The following is a 20,689-nucleotide window of genomic DNA, read 5'->3' as shown; positions in this document are numbered from 1 at the left end:
GGAACAAAAAAGCGGCTCACAAGAGCCGCTTAACATCATTGCCAAATAAGACTTATTTTTGGTTTAAGTCGATTTGGTAAATCGCAAAACCTACCTCGTCAGTTGCTACACGTTTCATCGGGTATTGTCCTTTTTCTTTGATGAATTGCGCGGCTTTGTCACTTGGTGACGTTTCAAAGCGAACATCGAGTTTGTTGTTTGATTTAATTGGCGCGAAAGACCAGTTGTTGTCTGCACTCGGTGTTACTTCCCCTTGCTCTTTACTAATGCGAGAGATGTATGCGGCAACCACAGAACGGTTCTCGTCTGGAGAATCAAATGCGATGAAGTCCGGGCCAGTACCAGGGAAGGTTGCACTGTAAGCGCGGTAGTTGTTGGTTGCGATGATGAAGTCTTGCTTCGGATCAACCGGTTTACCGTTGTAAGTCAGGTTCAAGATACGCTGTGAGTCAGGGTTAATCACTTTACAATCGGCATCGTATTTTGGAGGTTGAGTCACGTCGATCTGGTAACTAACACCATCGATCACGTCGAAGTTATACGTACGGAAACTATCCCAGTTGATCAAAGACTGAGGTTTAGTGCTATTAACATCAATATGGTTGAACTGACCCGCACTACACTCTAGCCACTCGTGTACTTCTTTGCCTTTAACCTTCATTGCAACAAGCGTGTTCGGGTACAGATAAAGATCTGCGGCGTTACGGAAAGTCAGCTGACCAGACTCTACTTCAGTGAAACCGTTTGGATCGTCTTTGCGTCCACCTACTTTAAATGGTGCCGCTGCACTCAATACCGGAATGTCAGCAAGATCTGGGTCACCTTGGATAAAGCGTTCCACGTAATCTTTCTGCGCTAGGTTGACGATTTGAATCGTTGGGTCATCTTGCACAAGTGCCAGGAAGCTGTACATCACGTCATTTGCTTTACCAATTGGTTGGTTAACAAACTCGCGCGTGCCTTTGTGGTCCTCTACCAATGCATCCACAATGCCTTTATCCGCTTTAGCCAGAGACTTCTTGTTTGCTTTGTCAAAGATAGGACGAGCTTCTGATTGACCCTCTACGACCTGCCACTTGCCGTCTTTCTCTTTCAGCATCAAGTCCATTACACCAACGTGGCTACCCCAGCGACCCGGCATCACAGCCGTTACGCCATTGATAGTACCTTTTGCGTTGTCAACGCCTTGTAGGTTGGCAAAGTCTCTACCCGGGAATACCGCGTGAGAGTGACCAAACGCAATGGCATCAATGCCTTCTACTTCCGTTAAGTAGTAGACTGAGTTTTCTGCGCCTAACTTGTATGGGTCAGTGGAAATGCCAGAGTGAGGTATAGCAACAATCACGTCCGCGCCTGCTTTTTTCATCTCAGGGACCAGTTTTTTCGCTGTCTCTGTGATGTCTTTTGCAAAGACTTTGCCTTCTAGGTTGTTTTTGTCCCATACCATGATTTGTGGTGGTACGAAGCCAATGTAACCCACTTTGATTTCATGGCTTTGACCGTCGGTATCTTTGAACGTATGCGTTTTGATTAGATAAGGCTTGAAGTAGTGCTCGCCAGTCTTTTTGTCGAAAACATTCGCACTAATATAAGGGAAGTTCGCACCATCAATTGTTTTCTTCAGGAAGTCGAGACCGTAATTGAATTCATGGTTACCAATATTACCCACATCGTAGTTGAGTTGGTTCATTGCTTTGTAAACAGGGTGAACTTCGCCAGTCTTAATCCCTTTCGCTGCCATGTAATCGCCCATTGGGCTACCTTGAATCAAGTCTCCATTGTCGACTAAAACACTGTTCACTGCTTCTTCACGAGCTTGTTTAACCAGTGTTGCAGCGCGGCTTAAACCAATTTGTTGTGAAGGTTGGTCTTTGTAGTAATCATAATCCATCACATTGGTGTGAATATCGGTGGTTTCGATGATTCGAAGCTTGATGGTATCGGCCATTGCTGGGCCTGCAAGCGTCAACATACCGCTCAAAACTGCGACGGATACGGGATTAACTGCCATTTTCATGAGGTGCTCCAATTAAATGGGATAGAGGGGTCGTACAGCGTAATGTAACAAATATTAGTGCAAGCTCAGGCTAAGATGCAGAAAACTGTGAACATTAGGCAATTAAATGCGGAGGAATGTGTAAAATTGATGCCTTTTTCACCATTTTGAATGAGACCTAACAAAAGCTTCTTAGCAGTTTTTTGAATAAAAAATGAAATTTTAGAATTTCCGGTAATATAAACCCACCGCCATAATGCCTTGCATAACGATATCAATGGATGATGAGCAAGCACATGGCAGTTAAAGATTCAGTAACGACTTTCCCAATCAATAGGCCTCGGCTGGTTTCGGATAACCAAGCTGCCGATCTTCCGCGTTTCAGCAAACAATCTCTTCAATCTGGTGAAGTCGCCCTTGTAGGTGCAGGTCCGGGTGACCCTGAACTATTGACGTTAAAAGCACTTAACTGCCTGCAACAAGCTGAAGTCATACTTTACGATTATCTGGTTTCTGACGAGATCATGGCGCTAATTCCAAGCGAAACCATTTTGGTTTGCGTGGGTAAACGTGCAGGTCATCACAGCGTGCCGCAAGAGAAGACCAATCAACTGTTGGTGGATTTTGCTAAGCAAGGTTACAAAGTGGTGCGCATTAAAGGTGGCGATCCATTTGTGTTCGGGCGTGGTGGCGAAGAGTTAGAAGTCTTGGCTGATGCGGGCGTGCGTTTTCAAGTTGTGCCAGGTATTACAGCTGCTGCGGGTGCGACGGCTTATGCTGGGATTCCATTGACTCATCGTGATTACGCGCAATCGGCCTTATTTGTTACCGGCCATCTCAAAGAAGAAAGTGACGATATGGATTGGTCGACACTTGCACGCGGTAATCAAACTTTAGTGATCTACATGGGTTTGATGAAATCACACTATATTCAGAATCAGCTCATCAAACATGGTAGGGCGGCCTCAACACCTATCGCCATCATTGAACGTGGCACTCAAATTCAACAAAAAGTTTTCTCGGGAGACTTATCCCAACTATCTGAATTATCTAAAAAAGCTCAGGCTCCTTCTTTGATCGTTGTCGGTGAAGTTGTGCGTCTGTCTCAAAAATTGGACTGGTTTTTGTCTAGTACTGAAATCAACAAAAGTGCTATTGCCAGATCCATATAATTTCAGACCAAAGATTAGGGACGTAATGAGCCTTCAAGCTTAAAAAGGAAATACTAAACATGGACCAACAACGTTTAACTCACCTTAAACAACTCGAAGCGGAAAGTATTCATATTATCCGTGAAGTTGCTGCTGAGTTTGATAACCCAGTCATGATGTATTCGATTGGTAAAGACTCCTCAGTCATGCTGCATCTTGCACGCAAAGCCTTTTATCCGGGCAAAATTCCATTCCCTTTACTGCACGTAGACACGGATTGGAAGTTCCGCGAGATGATTGAGTTTCGTGATCGTACCGCAGAGAAATATGGCTTCGAGCTTTTGGTTCATAAGAACCCAGAAGGTCTTGCAATGGGGTGTAGCCCTTTTGTACACGGGTCTTCTAAGCATACAGATATCATGAAAACTCAAGGCCTTAAACAAGCTCTGAATAAGTACGGTTTTGATGCGGCATTCGGTGGAGCGCGTCGTGATGAAGAAAAATCTCGTGCTAAAGAGCGTGTTTATTCTTTCCGCGATAAGAACCATACCTGGGATCCTAAAAACCAGCGTCCTGAACTTTGGAAGACATACAACGGTCAGGTGAACAAAGGGGAAAGTATTCGCGTATTCCCGCTTTCAAACTGGACTGAGCTAGATATCTGGCAATACATCTATCTAGAGAACATTGAGATTGTCCCACTTTACCTTGCTGACAAGCGTCCAGTTGTTGAACGTGATGGCATGTTGATCATGGTGGACGATGAACGTATGGAGCTTCAACCTGGTGAAGTGATTGAAGAGAAGAGTGTTCGTTTCCGTACTCTTGGCTGTTACCCACTGACGGGGGCCATTGAATCAGAGGCAAATACGCTGACGGGCATTATTGAAGAAATGTTGGTGGCAACCTCAAGTGAACGTCAAGGGCGAGCGATCGACCACGATCAGTCTGGATCGATGGAGCTTAAGAAACGCCAGGGTTACTTCTAAAGGATCTAAGGAAAGATAATGAACAGTGCAGTTGAAGCTCAATTAGCCGAGCTTGGAATTGAAGGCTATTTAACACAACACCAGTACAAGTCTCTACTTAGATTCCTGACTTGTGGCTCGGTAGATGATGGTAAAAGTACGTTGATTGGACGTTTGCTCCATGACTCAAAACAAATTTATGAAGATCAATTAGCAGCGGTTCACTCAGACAGCCAACGAGTGGGTACGACAGGTGAGAAGCCTGATTTGGCATTACTAGTTGATGGACTGCAAGCTGAGCGTGAACAAGGCATCACCATTGATGTCGCTTACCGTTACTTCTCGACTCAGAAGCGTAAGTTCATCATTGCAGATACGCCGGGACACGAGCAGTACACGCGTAACATGGCAACTGGTGCGTCGACCTGTGATCTTGCCGTGATCTTGGTTGATGCGCGTAAAGGTGTATTAGATCAGACTCGTCGTCACTCATTCATTTCTAATCTATTGGGTTTGAAGCACTTTATTGTTGCGATCAACAAGATGGATTTGGTGGATTACTCACAAGAACGTTTTGAAGAAATTCGCGACGAGTATTTAGAGTTTTCTGAGAACCTTGAAGGTGAAACGGACATTCAAATCATTCCAATCTCCGCATTGGAAGGCGATAACGTGGTAGACAAGGGTCAGAACCTGAGTTGGTTTGAAGGCCCGTCGCTACTAGAGTTGCTTGAGAATGTGGATGTTGACCAAGAGAAAGGCGCAGGTGATTTCCGTTTTCCTGTCCAGTATGTGAATCGCCCTAATCTCGACTTCCGTGGCTTCGCTGGCACGATTTCATCGGGCTCGGTGAAAGTTGGTGATGCCATTAAAGCACTGCCGTCTGGGAAAACATCGACCGTTGAACGTATTGTGACTTTTGATGGTGACGTACAAGAGGCGCAGGCTGGTTTAGCGGTAACTCTGACGCTCAACGATGAGATTGATATCAGTCGTGGCGATTTGATTGTGCTGGAAAACGCGCAAGTGGAATCGACAAACCACTTACTTGCTGATGTGGTATGGATGACAGAGCAACCTCTGCAACCGGGTCGTGACTATGACATTAAGATTGCCGGTAAGAAGACCGTTGGTCACGTTGAGGCGATTCGCCACCAATACGATATTAACAACCTTTCAACTCATAGCGCACCAGAGTTACCTCTCAATGGTATTGGCTTGTGTGAGTGGTCACTCAACGAATCCGTTGCGATTGATAACTATCAAGAATGTGCTGATACCGGTGGTTTCATCATCATCGACCGTCTGACTAACGTTACCGTTGGTGCTGGTATGGTGAAAGAGAGTCTCGCGGCAGTTGAGCGAGACTTAACCGATGTCTCTGCGTTTGAACTTGAGCTAAATGCACTGGTTCGTAAGCACTTCCCACATTGGGAAGCCAAAGACCTGAGCCAGTTACTGAAGAAGTAATGAGTTCATTGAGCCTGACCGAATTGCGAATGCAGTCAGGCTGATTTCCCCCCGAACCCAGAATGCTAGGAAGCCCAAGAAACCAAGCATTCTGGCGTTCTTTTTCGCTTGCTTTGCTTTTTTATCTTGTGACTCATTTGTCACTCTGTGCAGCCAGTATGCACATGTCGTTGTTATGCCCGAATCGGGCTTGTTGGTAAGGAAAGGCTATGTGGGAACAAGGATTTGTATTAGCGATATTGCTTGGCATTATCACTTGTTTACTTGTAACCAAACTGAAGCCGAGTTATGTGTTTGCTGGCGCTGCCTTTATTGCGTTTATGGCGGGCATGTTAGAGCTCAATACCATTGCGGCTAACTTTACTAACTCTTCTCTTCTGACGCTGGTCTTGTTGATTCTCGCATCGAGCGCATTAGAAAAAACCTTATTGATCAGTTGGGTAAGTCGCAGTATTTCAGAGGGCAATCTTGGTAGCGTGATTGCCAAGTTAGGCTTTTCTACCGCGCTGCTTTCTTCTTTTACTAATAATACCGCGGTTGTGGTGTCGTTAATTGGTGCGATCAAACGTAATCAGCAGCACGCACCCTCTAAGCTATTGATCCCGCTTTCTTATGCCGCGATTTTTGGTGGCACACTGACACTTATTGGCACCTCTACCAACTTAATAATCAACAGCTTTGTTGAGGATGCGGGCTTACCAAGTCTCAGCTTTTTTACACCGACCATGATTGGTTTAGCCGTGCTGGTTGGGGGCGTGCTTATTTTGATCCCGTTGAGTTATTTGTTGCCTAATTATGATGATCAAAGCCAAGAAGATTTACCTTATTTCTTAGAGTCTCGAGTTGAGCCGGGCTCACCTTTGGTTGGGCGCACTATCACGGAAAATAATTTACGAGCATTAAGAAAGCTGTTCCTTGCCGAAGTCGTTCGTGATGGCGTGACCGTACCGTCAGTTGGGCCTGATTTTGTTCTCAACGCAAAAGACCGATTGTTGTTTTGTGGTGATGTTGAAAGCGTTGCTACGTTGCAAGAGATCCCTGGACTGACGCTCTTTGGTCATCAGCATCTCAATGGCCAAAACTTTATCGAGGTGGTAGTAAGCTCTTCAGCCACGTTCTGTCACAAAACATTGAAAGAGAGTCGATTTCGGGACCGATTCGATGCTGTAGTCGTGGCGATTCGCCGTGGTCATGAACGACTTGAAGGTGGTTTGGGTAACATTACCCTAGCGGCAGGAGATACGCTGGTTTTGGTACCCGGAAAGCGTTTTGAAACTGAACGTCGAGCCCATCGTAAAGAGTTTGTTCTGGTTAACGATTTGGATTCCAGCGCACGTTTGGATGCCAATAAATCGGCATTAGTGCTTATTGGCTTTTCCGCTGTGATTGCCTTTGCTCTATTGGAGTTGGTGCCAATTATTAAAGGTTTGGCGGTTTATCTTATTGCTCTGCTCGCGTTTGGTGTCATTCAGCTTTCTGAGCTGCGTCGTCGTTTCCCAATTGATATTGTGGTGATTGTTGGTTCTGCGTTATCTATCGCTCAACTGATGATTTCCTCTGGACTGTCCGTACGAATGGGCGACATGTTTATTGAAGCGTTCAATGGGTGGGGTGTGTTTGGTGCGCTGGTGGCAACCTACATCATGACCTTAGTATTGACTGAGCTTGTAACGAACAATGCGGCAGCGGCGCTGTCTTTCCCTATTGGCTATAGCATGGCGGTAGGTTATGGCGTTGACCCTATGCCTTTTATCATGGCGGTGTTATTTGGTGCTAGCGCAAGTTTTATTTCTCCTTACGGATACCAAACCAATTTGTTGGTGTACAGCGTAGGGAATTACAAATTGACCGATTATGTGCGAATTGGCGTGCCGATTTCCATCGTGTATTCAGTGTTAGTACTGACGCTGATTCCGGTCTTTTTTCCGTTTTAATCTGTAAATTTACAAGGATACGTTATGACTGCCGAAACTCCGGTAAAAGATGAAAACATCGTTTGGCATCAGCACTCGGTTGATAAACAGTTTCGTGCTGGATTAAAAAAACAGAAGCCAGCGGTACTTTGGTTTACCGGGCTATCTGGTGCGGGTAAATCAACGGTGGCAGGCGCCTTGGAAAATCGCTTAGCTGAACTGGGTTACCACACTTATTTGCTGGATGGCGACAATGTGCGCCACGGTTTATGTAGCGATTTAGGCTTTTCTGAACAAGACCGTAGAGAAAATATTCGTCGCATTGGTGAGCTCGCTAAGCTGATGGCAGACGCAGGGCTAATCGTATTGTCTGCGTTTATTTCTCCTCATCGTGCTGAGCGCCAATTAGTGCGTGATTTAGTTCCTGAGGGCGAGTTTATTGAGGTGTTTGTCAACGCCTCTCTTGATGTGTGTGAAAGTCGCGATCCTAAAGGTTTATACAAAAAAGCGCGTGCAGGTGAAATTCCTAACTTCACGGGAATTGATTCGGAATATCAAGCGCCAGCAAATCCAGAAATTGATTTGCCTGCGGGTGAGAAGAGCGTCGAAGAGCTTGTTGAGTTGTGCTTAATTGACCTCAAACAGCGCGGAGTGATCCGATAAAAAAGCATTTGGATCATCAGTGACCAAAAAGTCATTGTACTGCTCAGGGAGCTTTTGGACCATAGGTGGCCAAAAGCTCTTTTGACATCGTTTAGACGGTGTAATTAACATGACTTTTGGTGTCGCTATGTACACTAAATTTATGATTTAAAAGCGATAACATTTGGTCGTAATATTGATTGTTTGGTTTGTTTCCGAGTAATTTACACAACTCATTGCCCGTCGGTGTAAAACGGTAATACAAAAGTCGTACACCTTTAGTATTCACTTGCAGTGATAAATTCTTACCTTGATAGTTGAGCATCAATGGTGTCTCAATGCCAATCTCTCCAGACTCTAATTCAGTACTGTGAAGTAAGCCCAATTCAATCAACACTAATAAGCTGGAATAGGGAAGTTGGAAACTCCCCATATTGAGATTGCTGGTGGTGTCACGTTTACCAAAGCTGAACATTCCGCCATGTGCTTTGTAGCCAATCAGTAGCTTTCTACTGGTATCTCCCCCAAAGCTGCATGCTAACGTCGCGGCTCTTTGTAGGGTTTGGGCTTCCCGTGGTGACATGTCTTTCAGCACTTTTAACGCTTTCATGGAAGTCGAACCAGGGTTGGTAACTTCTCGCTTCATGACTTGCGCCCAAAGTTTTTGCATTGAGCTGTTGTGGATGTCTTGCGCCATATCGAAAAATCGATACAACCAATCTTGATCAGGCTCTCCGGCGGTTTCATCACGGCATGAGCTGTGCGCGAGTTTAAGGATTTGTTCGAGGTTTTTTTGTCTTTGTTCTTGGCGACGTTGTTCGCGTAAATGTGCCCGTTCTAATGCAGGTTTTGCTGGAGGTTCGTTTTGCAGCAAAGCATCGAGCCCATAGATCTGAGCAATGCTTTGAACACGACTTGCGCTGTCTTTGATATAACCAGACTTTTTCTCGTGATGTGTTTGTTTTTGTGTATTCGATTCGTGTTCGATGACAACGGGTTGCTTTGTCGGTTCTGCCATTTGTTTTCCTGCCAAGAGCTTGCGGTTAACGCTTGCTTAAATTTACACCTTTCTGCTTTTTGCGACTAGAGAGGCACGTCCGGATTTTGACAGAATAAAGGCTATTCAAAATGATAATGAGTTGTTAAAATTGTTATCGTTATTTTGGAGGAGCGATGAAATATTCAGACGCGAGTAAACTGAAAAAGCACCTGTCGATAGCGCTTCTTTTGGTTCTTTATGTTGGTGTATTAGCGTATTTATCTCGCTATATAGTCTAACTGACAGGCATAAAAAAGGCGCCAAATTGACGCCTTGGTGTGAAATCAAAACAAACTACATATCGTCGTAGGCTTCAATACTCGTGCCTTCGATCTCGTATGCGGTTTCTGCGAGCTCGTGGTTGATGGTCTCAGTCTTCAATTTGCCCACCACATAAATCACATCCCACAACTCTTGTACTGGCGCTCCCTTAGGAAACTTCACATAGATGATTTGGTTCGGTGGCGGTGGCGGCACGTGAATACAAGCACCAAAATAAGGCACTAACAAAAACTCCGTGACGGTATTTGCATCGCCTTCTAATGGGATGACAAAACCAGGAATCTTGACTGTGCTTCCGTTCAATTCAGGACGAACGTTACCGACCTTAGATTGCATTGCTGCACCACCGCTGTGGTCTGTGGCTGGCATTCCCATACTATCGAACATCTTGCGTTCGGCTTCTGGGACGAGATCTATCCAATCAAGCTTTAATGGTTCGTCACTGGCCATCACAGGCGCGGTAAACGAAATCATCAGCAAACAGCTAGCGAGTATTTTTTTCCACATTTTTACTAAATCCTTATTGTCATTCCATCACTTAGCGATTGTCGGTAAGCGCGAAATGCCGGGATGAAGCCAATCACAATGCCTGCACATTGTACAAAGCCAAGCAACATCCATTCATACGGCGACAGTGCCGTTAGTGTTAGGTGTATACCATAACTTTGTTGGATTATTGGTTGCAAGAGGGCAAGCATGGAATAAAGACCCACTAATCCCGTCACAATACCTGCGAAGGTCAATAAGCTGGCTTCACTTATCAGTAATGAGAATACGTGTTTTGGTCTTGCCCCCATGGCTCGCAGGATCGCCATTTCACGACGACGCTCTTGCAGACTGGTCAATAGGCTGCTTAGCATGCCTAATAACCCTGCCACAACCACAAAGCCTGATACAGCCATGAGTGCTTGCTCGGCAACGGACATCATGCCCCATAATTCATGCAAAGCGACGCCTGGCATGATGGCACTGAGAGGTTCTTTCGGATAGGTGTTGATCTGCCTCTGTAGGGCAAAGGTTTGAATTCGTGATTTTAACCCAACCAACATGGCAGTGATTTGTTTAGGTTGGAAGTCGCGTGATTTTAGCTCATTAGCACTTGGGGTCGGACCTAAACGGGCACCGCTTTCCCAACCTACGTGAATCGCTTCGATCGCCTCTAAAGAAACGTGTACGGTTTTATCGACAGGAGTGCCAGTAGGAGCAAGAATGCCAACCACCTTAAATGGTAAGTTGTCATGCCGGCTAAAACCAACGTCACTGATGCCGTGTGCAATGATGATTTCGCTACCGATTTTATATCCAAGCTGTTTTGCGACATCAGAGCCGAGCACAGTTTCAAACAGGCCATTGAACTCCCTGCCTTCGGACAATTTTAAAGGCTGTTTATTTCCGTATTTATAGTGTTCGAAATAGCTCTGGTTGGTGCCCATTACGCGAAACCCTTTGTGGGAATCTCCGAGTGAGATTGGAATTGCCCAATCGACGGCACTGTGGTTAGCAAACTCTTCGTAGCTTTTCCAATCTATGTTGTTGGTGGCATTGCCGATTCTGAATACTGAGTACAGCAGCAAGTTGACTTGTCCAGAACGGCCCCCGACGATTAAATCGGTACCAGAAATGGTGTTAGCGAAGCTGTCCTTAGCTTGGGTACGAATGCGTTCAACACCCAATAAAAGGACAACTGAAATCGCGACTGTCATGATGGTGAGAATAGCCGTCGCTTTGCGGTTCATCAGGCTTTTCCAAGCGAGCTTTACTACGGCACTCATGATGCGGTTCCTAGGGTTTGCGCTTGATTGATTTCAGGCAAGTTTAGTGTTCTGTGGAAGAGAGATTCCAACGTTGGATCATGGCTAACAAAAACCAATGTGGCGCTGGCAAGATTGGCTTGTTCCATCAATAACTCAATAAACGCTTTGCGGTTGTCATGGTCCAATGCTGAAGTTGGCTCGTCAGCAATCACCAGTTCAGGTTGGCCGATCAGTGCACGGGCGGCTGCAACGCGCTGTTGCTGGCCAATACTCAGCTCAGAGACAGGCTTATTGTGCAGTGCTTTCGGAAGATGCAAACGTTCTAGCAGTGATGTTGCTTGCTCTTCAAGCGTTGCATTCGAAGCGTTTGGTGCAACGCGATCTCGGCGAATTTTGCTGAATTGGCATGGAATTAGGACGTTTTCGATCACATTCAAGTAAGGCAACAAATTGAATTGTTGGAAGATATAACCAATGTGATCGGCACGAAATTTGTCTCTTTGGCTTGCTCTTAAGCTTGCAAGATCGGTATCAAGTACAGACAGAGAACCCGATGTAAGAGTATTGATTCCAGTAAGTAGGGCAAGCAGAGTCGATTTACCACAGCCGCTAGGGCCTTTGATAAAGACATGCTCACCTTGAGCGATGTGTAAGTGTGGAATATTAATGGTCGCGCTTTCTGAGCCGGGCCAGACAAACTGGGCATTATTCAGCTCAACAACGTTTGACGTGGTTTCAGTCATAATAAATTACCAAGGCAATAGCGTGTGAGCACTCACTCACACGCTATGTGATTTATTTAATTGCGATCTTAGTGTTGTTTTTGCTTAGGCTTGTCGCAGACTGAGTTGTGTCAGTAAATAAGTTGACGCTGATGGATTCTGTTGCTGGGAATTGCTTGAACCAAGTCGTATCAATGCTATTTAGATCGGCGACTGAATCACAGTGGAAACGGTACTCAACGGTGAACTCACCGTGACCGCCGTGCTCGTGATCGTGTCCTTCGTGGTCATGACCTTCGTGATCGTGGTGGTCATCATGAGCATGTTCGTTATGGTCGTGACCCTCATGGCTATCGTGGTCGTGCTTATCATGATCATGTCCTTCGTGGTTACCATGATCGTGGCCTTCATGAGAATCTTGGCCAAGCGTATGCGCGACTTGAACTTCTTCAATCACACACTTCGCTTGCTGGTTAATTGCAAACAGTTTGTTTGTGTCTTTTAGTGCGGCAACCGCTCGTTTTAAGGCTTGCTCTTGCTCTGCATTTTCAGGTGCGTGCTCAAAACCAACCACGTCAGCACCTGGAGAAGTGATTTCAATTAGTAAGTCTTTTCCGTCTTGAGCAATGTTGAATTCTACATGACCATGAACGTGCGCTTCATGTTGACGATATTCTTCTGCGTTAGCAGTAGCTGATAGAGAAAGTCCGATAACAAGAGCTAAAGCGTGTTTAGATGGCATTTTCTTATTCCTAATTTTGTTTAATTTTTTATGTGTTACTTGCTCAAATAGCAAAGTGAATAACAAGGTTTGTTCTTAGTATGAGTAGTGGTTTTTAGAACGCAAAATTAGGTGGTGCACGCGCGGTATACGTGACGTCCTCTAAATGAGAGGTGATTTCGGCTACATCTACGTGAGCGAGTCTAGAGAAGGTGGGCGCACTGAGTTCTGGCTGAGCCTTCGCAAGCCCTTGATGCGCTCCGGCAAACATTTGGCAATGATGTTCACTGTGGTGTTCGGGAATGAGGTCGAGTTGATGAGCAATAGTGGCAAAGTTCCAAGCGATCAACAACGCAACACTGAACAATACAACAGTGCGATGCCAATGATGTGTAATTGCTTGCCAACGACAGTGCATCTTAAAGCCCGAAACGATACCTAGTGTTATAATATAACACCCATTTTTATGAAAAGTTCACTCTTTTGTTCGTATAGAGCAAATTATCTATGCAGGAATAAGAACTTACGCAGAAAGAAAGGAATGACGCTCCCCGCTTGAGAGTAACAAGGAGCGAGTGAGTATTAGATGCTTTGTTTAATTAGGCCAAGTACTTGGTTGATTTCATCTGCTGTCAATGCGCCTTCTTTGATAAACAGGATCTTACCTTGCTTATCTTGCACTACGATTGCCGAGCTTTCTTCTTGTAGTGCCCAAGTGCTAGCCACAACACCGTTCTCATCTAAAACCATTGATGACCATGGGAATTCTTTTTTACTGTCTTGTGCTGATGATTTCACAAAAGAGCCAGTTCCCCAGATTGAGTCGTCTTGGTTGATGATGGTTGTAGTTTGGTAGGCATCTTCCGGGAACTTAGCGTCAGTTAGCGCTGTCATCAACGGCGCGTTCATTTCTTTCGAGCTGCTGCGTCCTGCAATGGCATGAATCACTCGTACTTTTCCTAGCATTTGTTGTGTCGCCCAAGGCTGGTACGCCACACCTTCACCTTGCAGTACGATTTCGCCGTACGCGTCTACTTTTGCTGCTGGAACTGCTTCACCCATTGAAAGGTTATGAGCAAGCGCAAGACCAGGTGCAAGAGCGAAGAAAATAGGAAGGAGAGTCTTAGTTTTCATATTGTTATGTTCCGTATGGGTTGTGAGACTTACCAAGTATATACTTACGATGCATAAAAATGTAGAACCGTTTATAACAATTATTTAACGTACAGAGTTAAGTAATGTTGCGTTTAGGTTGGAATTTGGTACAATGAACCTCGTCGCAAATAGCGCATAAAGATTGCCAAGGAAAGAGCAATCATGTTTTTCTCAAAAGGATATTGAGGTGGTTATGCTTCGTGAGTTTGCTGTTTACCGTCCACGTCAGGTGGCGCGTTTCGTTAAGACTTTATTCAAAGGTCAGTTCTCAATTGCTGGAGTTGGTCAGTTCCGTTTTGATAACGGTAAAGTGCTACTACCAGACATCAAAAACCCCCAACAATTGTCGGTATTCAAAGAAGTTAACAGGGCCATTTTATCTCTACCTGTTTAATTGTCAGAATTGTAAAAGAGCGACTTTCGTCGCTCTTTTTAGTTTGGGACTAACCTTGAAGGCTTGGTGGGAAGCAGACCCCCGTGCCGCCTAAACCACAGTAACCGTTTGGATTCTTTGCTAGGTATTGCTGGTGGTACGTTTCAGCGAAGTAATAAGGCCCAGCGGCTTGAATTTCTGTGGTGATGGCTGCGCGTTGATCTTCTTGTAATGCTTGTTGGTATTGTGTTTTCGATTTTTCTGCCACTTCTAACTGTTCTTGTGAGTAGGTATAAATCGCAGAACGGTATTGAGTGCCGAGATCATTACCTTGGCGCATGCCTTGAGTTGGATCGTGTTTCTCCCAAAATGCGGCAAGCAGTTGCACTAGAGAAATTACTCGTTCATCGAAGATGACTCTTACGACTTCTGTATGTCCTGTTTTTCCGCTACACACTTCATCGTATGTTGGATTCTGCGTATAGCCTCCGGCGTAGCCTACAGACGTCGACATCACACCTTCAAGTTGCCAGAAAAAACGTTCTGCTCCCCAAAAACATCCCATACCGAATAATATTTGTTGTTGGTGAGCTGGCGGTGATGCCGTTAAGCTTGATTGATTAACAAAATGGGTGTCATCAATCTGCATTGATGCCTCTCTACCTGGCAGTGCATCTTCTATACTGATCATTGTCTGTTTGTTGAGCATAGTATTCGTCCTTCAATACGTGTCTTAATTTTGCGAACTTTAATATTCAGTCTGAATCTGATGGTGTAATGACATAGACCGCGGTAAACCTATTAATATTACAGACTTAGCCTTTATTTGGCGTTATTATTGTTTACGTTTATTTAACCTCATCCAGCTAAAAAGCATGATAAAAAAAGCTATCCCAATTATTGCTAGCCTACTTGTTTTTTCTCATAGCGCTTATGCCGATGTATCCCTGACTGTAAAAGGGATCGATGGTGCGCTAGAAGACAATGTGAACGCTTACCTATCATCGATACCAGAAGATGATTATTCGACGTCTTTACGCTTTCAGGCGCGATTAAGTCAAAGTATCACCGAAGCGATGAATGCGCTTGGCTATTATCATGCGAAAATTTCATACTCTATTACGAAAGATAATGATGAATTGATCGTCAACGTTACACCGGGCGAGCCTGTAAGGGTAAAGGTCATGGATGTGGTGATCTCCGGTGAAGCAGAAAAAGATGAAGAGTTTACTAACCTCATCAACAAATCACGATTGAAAGAGGGCCGTATCCTCAATCAAGGGGAATACGATAGCCTCAAATCCAGCATTCGTAACTTAGCTTTGCAGCGTGGCTACTTTAATGGTGATTTTACGCTGAGTAAGTTGGAAGTGGTTCCAGAGTTGAATGAAGCCAATGTTCGCCTGCACTATGATAGTGGTATCCGATATCACTTTGGTACAGTGGAAATCTTGGGGAGTCAGATCTGGGAAGACCGCGTGGACTCTTTGCGCCCATTTAAAACCGGTGAACCCTACTTAGTGTCTGAAGTGGGTGAGTACAACCAAAACCTGTCGAATACCGATTGGTTCTCCTCCGTGTTTGTTGAACCAGACCTCAGTAAACTCGATGATGGTCGAGATCTACCGATTAAAGTCTCGTTAGCTCCCGCAGCAAAAAACCAACTCGAAACTGGTATTGGTTACTCTACCGATACCGGTGTGCGTGGTACGTTAAAGTGGAAAAAACCATGGGTAAGTGCGCGTGGTCACAGCTTTGATACGGCGCTATCTCTTTCTAAGCCTGAGCAGACGATTACCGCAGGCTACAAAATCCCTCTCGATGATGTACTGCATGAGTATTACCAATTGCAGTTTGGTTTGAAGCACCTCGATAATCGCGATACAGAGAGTTTGGAATCGAATCTTGCGGTAGAACGCCACTGGATCACCGATGGTGGTTGGCATAAGACGTTATACGTTCGTCACTTGTACGAAAACTTTTCACAAGGTTTGCAAGAAGACGGAGTGCAATTCGTTCTGCCTGGTGCTTCTTTCTCACGGACTCGAACTCGCGGTGGCAATATGCCAATGTGGGGAGACAAACAAAGTGTCACCGTTGAATACGGTGATCCCGCTTTGTTGTCTGAAACTCGCGTTCTTCGTTTGTTAGGTCGGACGTCGTGGATTCGTGGCATTGGTCAGAATCATCGTGGTTTATTCCGCTTAGAAGGTGGTGCCAACATCACCGAAGAATTTGAAAAACTATCACCATCGCTGCGTTTCTTTGCTGGTGGTGACAACAACATTCGTGGTTATGGATACGAATCTATCTCGCCAACAGATGCCAGTGGAGCATTGACTGGTGCGAAATACATGGTGACCAGTACCCTAGAGTATCAGTATCGCGTTTATGGCAACTGGTGGGGTGCAGCCTTTTATGACATCGGTGATGCGTTCAATGAAACTCCAGTGTGGAAATCGGGTGCAGGTGTTGGCATTCGCTGGGCATCCCCTGTTGGACCAGTGAGTTTTGACTTTGCTTGGGGCTTAGACGCTGAGCCTAAACCAGAATTTCGTATCCACTTCTCATTGGGGCCTGAACTATGATGAAAACAACGCTTAAGTGGACGAAGTGGTTCTCGATCAGTCTGCTGAGTTTGGTGCTCTTGCTGGTGATTTTCATCGGTACAGTCTTGTTCACCCATCCTGGTTTAAAGCTGGCTTTGTGGGGAGCAGAAAAGGCACTACCACAACTGAAGGTCGAAGAGATCAACGGATCTTTGTTCCCTCGCTTTGCTTTGCACAACGTCAGCTTTGTCGATGAATCGTTGAATGTCGACGCAAAGGTTGAACGCCTTACCCTTGCGATAAATTTCCGTTGTTTCTTCGATCCAAAAGTGTGCGTGGATGAACTTGCACTCCAAGGTGTGAATTTCCAAATGCCGGAGTTGCCGCCGAGTGAGGAACCAGTAGAAGAAACGCCGCCACTGCGTTCAATTAGCACACCAGTACCTATTTTCGTAAATAAAGTTAGCCTGAATAACATCAACTTGAATATTTTGGGTAACAAGATTGATTGGCAAGATTTTTCTACAGCGCTGTCGATGCAAGGCGACCGTTTGGTAATTGCTCCCACGGCATTGAAGGTGATCAATGTGGCATTGGCGTCAACAGACGAAACGCCAAAAGAAGATCAGTCATCGACAACGGCACAAGCGACAGCTGTTGATGAATCGGGCAGCGCTGCGAGTAATCAGGACGATGCTGCGAAGACATCAAAGCAGGCTGTGAAACAAAAAGAAAAACTAAAAACTCAAGATATTGCGGTAAAAAAAGAAGCGGAAAACAAAGCGGCGAAAGCTGAGTCTGAACCCAAGGGCATTGTTCTGCCTGAAGTGTGGATCCCCCTAACGATAGAAGCGCAGCGACTGGATATTCACGATTTCAAATTGGCTGGTGACACTCCGGTTATTGTTCATCACTTAGGGCTCGAAGCCAAAGCTGGTGGCGATAAAGTTGAGGTAAAAACGTTAGAACTCGACATGCCTGAAGTGGAAGGCAAGTTGAGTACGCAAGTGACGTTATCTGGCGACTATCCAATTCAAGCACAAATTGACGCGCTCGTTAAACAAGCTGATGTGAAAGGTCAGAAACTGTCTTTATCAGCTTCAGGGTCTGTCGGTGATTTGTCCTTGCAGGCAACGCTGTCTGATTTGGTTAAAGCGAAGATTGAAGGGCAAATCCAACCACTGAAAACGGAGCTGCCATTTGATATCAAGCTGAACAATGTTGAGGCGCAATGGCCATTGAGTGGTAAGAGTGACTACCAAGTTTCGGTGCCTAGCTTAGCGGCGAAAGGTTCACTAGAGGGCTACACCGTTGCATTAGAAACCAAAGCATCTGGTAAGGATATTCCTGCGTTAGATGTTGCTTTGAATGGTAAAGGCACTTTAGAACAGATTGACCTAGACAGTATTGTGGTGAAAACCTTAGGCGGTGAACTGGCTGGTAAAGTGATGGCGAATTGGGCTTCACCTATCAACTGGCAAGCGGACTTGAACCTGAAGCACATTCAACCGGGTTTGCAGTGGCAAGAAGCGGAAGGGGACATCAGCGGTAGTTTATCTACTTCAGGCTCTTTAACGGAGCAAGGCGGTTGGCAAGTGAGCCTTCCTAAGCTTGATATTGACGGTATTTTACGTGGTTATCCGGTGAATATAGAAGGTCAATTAGAGGCGTCTGACAAGAATGGTAAGGGCGAAGATATCCAGCTAAATACTCAAGGTTTAGCGTTATCGCATGGTCCTAACCAACTGCATGCCAAAGGTAAAATTGACAAGCAAATCTTGATGGATGTTGAGGTGAATTTCCCTGACTTTTCGAAAAGTGTGCCCGATCTTAGCGGCAAGATGAATGGTACGGTTGCGCTACGTGGCAGTTTGAAGCAACCAGACATCAACCTGGATCTTGCGCTGAACCAACTCGATTGGCAACAGCAAGCAAAGGTTGAAACTATTACCTTGAAAGGTGATGTGACTCCTCTACCTGCGCCAAAAGCGGACGTGAGCTTAATTGCCAAAAACATTACCTATGACGACATCAAAATTGATAGTGCAGATCTTGAAGTCACTGGTGACGAAAAGCTGCACCAACTGACATTGGATGTGGTGTCTGACATTGTTTCAAGTAGTTTAGAAATCGAAGGTACTTTTAAGCAAAAGCCCGAGATGATCTGGGATGGAGCGCTGCGCCGTTTAACGTTGAGTACACCACAAGGTCCATGGGCTCTGCAAAAATCGACGGCAGTTAAAATCAACATTGATAAACAGATTGCCGATGTCCAAGCACACTGTTGGTTACAGTCTGATTCAAGCGTATGTCTGAGTGAAGACATTAGTGTCGGCAAGAGCGGCGAGGCGAAGTTAGCCATTACTAACTTTGACTTCGACCAAATCAAACAATTCTTACCTGCAGAAACCAAGCTAAATGGTTCAGTGAACGCGAATGCGTTTGCGAAATGGGCACCAGACATGAAACCGGAAGTCACGGTGAATGTCGATATGCCAAAAGGTCAGGTAGAGCAAACGCTAGAGCAACCAGTGAAAGTCGGTTGGGAAAGTGTGAGTTTTAAAGCCAAATTGGCGCAAGATAAGCTTGATGCTGAGTGGTTACTTGATGTCACGGATAACGGGGATTTGTCTGGTAAGGTCGCTCTGAATGATGTGTCGTCCGAGAAGCCTACGATTAACGGTAAAGTGTCGCTATCGACGTTCCACTTGGACTTCTTGGCGCCACTTATCGGTGAGTACAGCTTGTTCAAGGCGAACATGAACACGGATCTCGCTTTATCTGGTGATGTGATGCATCCGAAGGTGAATGGCCAGTTTTTGATTGACCAAATGAAGCTGCAAGGTGAAGTAACACCAATTGACATCGACTCAGGACAAGTTGCGATTAACTTCAAAGGGCATCAAGCAGACTTAAATGCGGGCATCATCACGCCGGATGGCAAGCTGGAGTTCAATGGTGACGCGGATTGGCGTGATTTAGAAAATTGGCACACGAAGGCTCGCGTATTTGCGAAAGAGTTGAAAGTGGATATGCCGCCAATGGTAAGAATCAAAGTCGAGCCAGACATGACCATTGATGTGACCCCTAAGCTCGCTAAGGTTGAAGGTAACATCAATCTCCCATGGGGACGTATTTTGATTGATGAGTTGCCGCCAAGTGCCGTTGGTGTGTCGAGCGATACCGTTATATTAAATAAAGACATGCAGCCGGTAGATGGTGATGAGGCATTACCATTTAACGTAGAGACAGATATCAACATCAAAATTGGAGATGATTTCCAGTTGTCAGCATTTGGTTTGAAGGGCGATTTGCAAGGTAACCTAAACGTTACTCAGAAAGATAAAGGGCCATTCATCGTTGGTGAGGTGAACATCATTGATGGTTCATACCGTTCATTTGGTCAGGATTTGGTGATCGAAGAAGGTAAGATCATGATGAACGGTCCTGCGGATCAGCCTTATGTTTCTATCAAAGCGATTCGTAACCCAGATAACACGCAAGATGACGTGACGGCCGGTGTGCGTGTGACTGGCCCGGCAAGTGACCCTACGGTAGAAATTTTCTCCGACCCTGCGATGCCGCAAGCGAACGCGCTGTCTTATTTATTACGTGGTCAAGATATTGATGCTGAGTCTGGCGGTAATGCGATGACAACAACACTGATTGGTTTGAGTTTAGCGAAGAGCGGTAAAGTCGTCGGTGAGATTGGCGAAGCCTTTGGCGTACAAGATTTGCAGTTGGATACCGCAGGCTCTGGTGATGATTCTCAAGTGACGGTAAGTGGTTACATACTTCCTGGCCTACAAGTTAAATACGGTGTAGGTATCTTTACCTCATTAGGTGAGTTCACCGTGCGATACCGATTGATGAAAGATTTGTACTTAGAAGCGGTTTCTGGCGTGGATAGTGCTGTTGATTTGCTGTACCAATTTGAATTCGACTAAGCTTAGC

The 20,689-nt window shown here is 45.3% G+C and carries 17 protein-coding genes; 8 read left to right on the top strand and 9 right to left on the bottom strand.

Annotation, left to right across the window (positions count from 1 at the left end):
* Positions 1–52 precede the first annotated feature (52 nt).
* On the bottom strand, positions 53–2,017 hold the full coding sequence (cpdB, locus tag C1S73_RS09070) for a 2',3'-cyclic-nucleotide 2'-phosphodiesterase (protein ID WP_038864921.1): 1,965 nt from the start codon (positions 2,015–2,017) through the stop codon (positions 53–55).
* A 275-nt stretch (positions 2,018–2,292) separates the two neighbouring features.
* On the opposite strand from cpdB, the gene cobA reads away from it, so the two are divergent.
* The 5 genes from cobA to cysC all read left to right on the top strand — a co-directional run bounded on the left by cobA (position 2,293) and on the right by cysC (position 8,161).
* Positions 2,293–3,168, top strand: a complete 876-nt coding sequence (cobA, locus tag C1S73_RS09065; RefSeq protein WP_045422181.1) for a uroporphyrinogen-III C-methyltransferase — start codon at positions 2,293–2,295, stop codon at positions 3,166–3,168.
* Positions 3,169–3,227: 59 nt separating this feature from the next.
* Positions 3,228–4,136, top strand: a complete 909-nt coding sequence (cysD, locus tag C1S73_RS09060) for a sulfate adenylyltransferase subunit CysD (protein WP_038864925.1) — start codon at positions 3,228–3,230, stop codon at positions 4,134–4,136.
* Between the two features lie 18 nt (positions 4,137–4,154).
* Positions 4,155–5,585 (top strand): sulfate adenylyltransferase subunit CysN, encoded by a 1,431-nt coding sequence (gene cysN, locus C1S73_RS09055; RefSeq protein WP_038864927.1) that lies wholly within the window; start codon positions 4,155–4,157, stop codon positions 5,583–5,585.
* A gap of 209 nt (positions 5,586–5,794) precedes the next feature.
* Positions 5,795–7,519, top strand: coding sequence for an SLC13 family permease (locus C1S73_RS09050; protein ID WP_038864929.1), 1,725 nt, complete (start codon positions 5,795–5,797; stop codon positions 7,517–7,519).
* Positions 7,520–7,543: 24 nt separating this feature from the next.
* Positions 7,544–8,161 carry an adenylyl-sulfate kinase gene (gene cysC / locus C1S73_RS09045; protein ID WP_038864931.1) on the top strand — a complete coding sequence of 206 codons (618 nt, stop codon included), beginning with the start codon at positions 7,544–7,546 and terminating at the stop codon, positions 8,159–8,161.
* A 91-nt stretch (positions 8,162–8,252) separates the two neighbouring features.
* On the opposite strand, the gene C1S73_RS09040 is transcribed toward cysC, so the two are convergent.
* The 7 genes from C1S73_RS09040 to C1S73_RS09010 form a co-directional block, all read right to left on the bottom strand.
* Positions 8,253–9,158 (bottom strand): TIGR03899 family protein, encoded by a 906-nt coding sequence (locus C1S73_RS09040; RefSeq protein WP_038864933.1) that lies wholly within the window; start codon positions 9,156–9,158, stop codon positions 8,253–8,255.
* A gap of 315 nt (positions 9,159–9,473) precedes the next feature.
* Complete coding sequence (locus tag C1S73_RS09035; RefSeq protein WP_039974669.1) at positions 9,474–9,968, bottom strand: DUF3299 domain-containing protein; 495 nt, start codon at positions 9,966–9,968, stop codon at positions 9,474–9,476.
* A gap of 5 nt (positions 9,969–9,973) precedes the next feature.
* Positions 9,974–11,233 (bottom strand): ABC transporter permease, encoded by a 1,260-nt coding sequence (locus tag C1S73_RS09030; protein ID WP_038866072.1) that lies wholly within the window; start codon positions 11,231–11,233, stop codon positions 9,974–9,976.
* Entirely contained in the window at positions 11,230–11,958 is a 729-nt protein-coding gene (locus tag C1S73_RS09025) for an ABC transporter ATP-binding protein (RefSeq protein ID WP_038866075.1), read from the bottom strand. The genes C1S73_RS09030 and C1S73_RS09025 overlap by 4 nt, the downstream gene beginning before the upstream one ends.
* Before the next feature lie 52 nt (positions 11,959–12,010).
* A complete protein-coding gene (zrgA, locus tag C1S73_RS09020) occupies positions 12,011–12,679 on the bottom strand; it encodes a zinc uptake protein ZrgA (protein WP_038866076.1) in 669 nt (222 codons plus the stop codon).
* Between the two features lie 94 nt (positions 12,680–12,773).
* A complete protein-coding gene (locus C1S73_RS09015) occupies positions 12,774–13,076 on the bottom strand; it encodes a DUF2607 family protein (RefSeq protein WP_080774269.1) in 303 nt (100 codons plus the stop codon).
* A 164-nt stretch (positions 13,077–13,240) separates the two neighbouring features.
* The gene (locus C1S73_RS09010; RefSeq protein WP_038866079.1) at positions 13,241–13,792 is read right to left on the bottom strand and encodes a YtfJ family protein; all 552 of its coding nucleotides are present in this window, start codon (positions 13,790–13,792) and stop codon (positions 13,241–13,243) included.
* Positions 13,793–14,006: 214 nt separating this feature from the next.
* Between C1S73_RS09010 and C1S73_RS09005 the strand changes: the two genes are divergently transcribed.
* Positions 14,007–14,207 carry a DUF1107 domain-containing protein gene (locus C1S73_RS09005; RefSeq protein ID WP_038866081.1) on the top strand — a complete coding sequence of 67 codons (201 nt, stop codon included), beginning with the start codon at positions 14,007–14,009 and terminating at the stop codon, positions 14,205–14,207.
* Between the two features lie 49 nt (positions 14,208–14,256).
* Here the strand turns inward: C1S73_RS09005 and msrA are convergent, their stop codons facing one another.
* A complete protein-coding gene (msrA, locus tag C1S73_RS09000; protein WP_038866084.1) occupies positions 14,257–14,895 on the bottom strand; it encodes a peptide-methionine (S)-S-oxide reductase MsrA in 639 nt (212 codons plus the stop codon).
* Positions 14,896–15,061: 166 nt separating this feature from the next.
* Here msrA and tamA point away from each other — a divergent pair, with 166 nt between their 5' ends.
* Together tamA and tamB are read left to right on the top strand one after the other, a co-directional pair.
* A complete protein-coding gene (tamA, locus tag C1S73_RS08995; RefSeq protein WP_038866086.1) occupies positions 15,062–16,774 on the top strand; it encodes an autotransporter assembly complex protein TamA in 1,713 nt (570 codons plus the stop codon).
* Positions 16,771–20,682: an autotransporter assembly complex protein TamB gene (gene tamB, locus C1S73_RS08990; protein WP_038866087.1), complete on the top strand. Its 3,912-nt coding sequence runs from the start codon at positions 16,771–16,773 to the stop codon at positions 20,680–20,682. The genes tamA and tamB overlap by 4 nt, the downstream gene beginning before the upstream one ends.
* Positions 20,683–20,689 lie beyond the last annotated feature (7 nt).

This window comes from Vibrio jasicida 090810c, assembly GCF_002887615.1.
GTDB lineage: Bacteria > Pseudomonadota > Gammaproteobacteria > Enterobacterales > Vibrionaceae > Vibrio > Vibrio jasicida.
This window is presented reverse-complemented; position numbering and strand designations above follow the sequence as displayed.

Excerpts from the sequence above, each read along its gene's own strand:
- cpdB (WP_038864921.1), bottom strand. The coding sequence starts at position 2,017 with ATGAAAATGGCAGTTAATCCCGTATCCGTCGCAGTTTTGAGCGGTATG.
- cobA (WP_045422181.1), top strand. The coding sequence starts at position 2,293 with ATGGCAGTTAAAGATTCAGTAACGACTTTCCCAATCAATAGGCCTCGG.
- cysD (WP_038864925.1), top strand. The coding sequence starts at position 3,228 with ATGGACCAACAACGTTTAACTCACCTTAAACAACTCGAAGCGGAAAGT.
- cysN (WP_038864927.1), top strand. The coding sequence starts at position 4,155 with ATGAACAGTGCAGTTGAAGCTCAATTAGCCGAGCTTGGAATTGAAGGC.
- C1S73_RS09050 (WP_038864929.1), top strand. The coding sequence starts at position 5,795 with ATGTGGGAACAAGGATTTGTATTAGCGATATTGCTTGGCATTATCACT.
- cysC (WP_038864931.1), top strand. The coding sequence starts at position 7,544 with ATGACTGCCGAAACTCCGGTAAAAGATGAAAACATCGTTTGGCATCAG.
- C1S73_RS09040 (WP_038864933.1), bottom strand. The coding sequence starts at position 9,158 with ATGGCAGAACCGACAAAGCAACCCGTTGTCATCGAACACGAATCGAAT.
- C1S73_RS09035 (WP_039974669.1), bottom strand. The coding sequence starts at position 9,968 with ATGTGGAAAAAAATACTCGCTAGCTGTTTGCTGATGATTTCGTTTACC.
- C1S73_RS09030 (WP_038866072.1), bottom strand. The coding sequence starts at position 11,233 with ATGAGTGCCGTAGTAAAGCTCGCTTGGAAAAGCCTGATGAACCGCAAA.
- C1S73_RS09025 (WP_038866075.1), bottom strand. The coding sequence starts at position 11,958 with ATGACTGAAACCACGTCAAACGTTGTTGAGCTGAATAATGCCCAGTTT.
- zrgA (WP_038866076.1), bottom strand. The coding sequence starts at position 12,679 with ATGCCATCTAAACACGCTTTAGCTCTTGTTATCGGACTTTCTCTATCA.
- C1S73_RS09015 (WP_080774269.1), bottom strand. The coding sequence starts at position 13,076 with ATGCACTGTCGTTGGCAAGCAATTACACATCATTGGCATCGCACTGTT.
- C1S73_RS09010 (WP_038866079.1), bottom strand. The coding sequence starts at position 13,792 with ATGAAAACTAAGACTCTCCTTCCTATTTTCTTCGCTCTTGCACCTGGT.
- C1S73_RS09005 (WP_038866081.1), top strand. The coding sequence starts at position 14,007 with ATGCTTCGTGAGTTTGCTGTTTACCGTCCACGTCAGGTGGCGCGTTTC.
- msrA (WP_038866084.1), bottom strand. The coding sequence starts at position 14,895 with ATGCTCAACAAACAGACAATGATCAGTATAGAAGATGCACTGCCAGGT.
- tamA (WP_038866086.1), top strand. The coding sequence starts at position 15,062 with ATGATAAAAAAAGCTATCCCAATTATTGCTAGCCTACTTGTTTTTTCT.
- tamB (WP_038866087.1), top strand. The coding sequence starts at position 16,771 with ATGATGAAAACAACGCTTAAGTGGACGAAGTGGTTCTCGATCAGTCTG.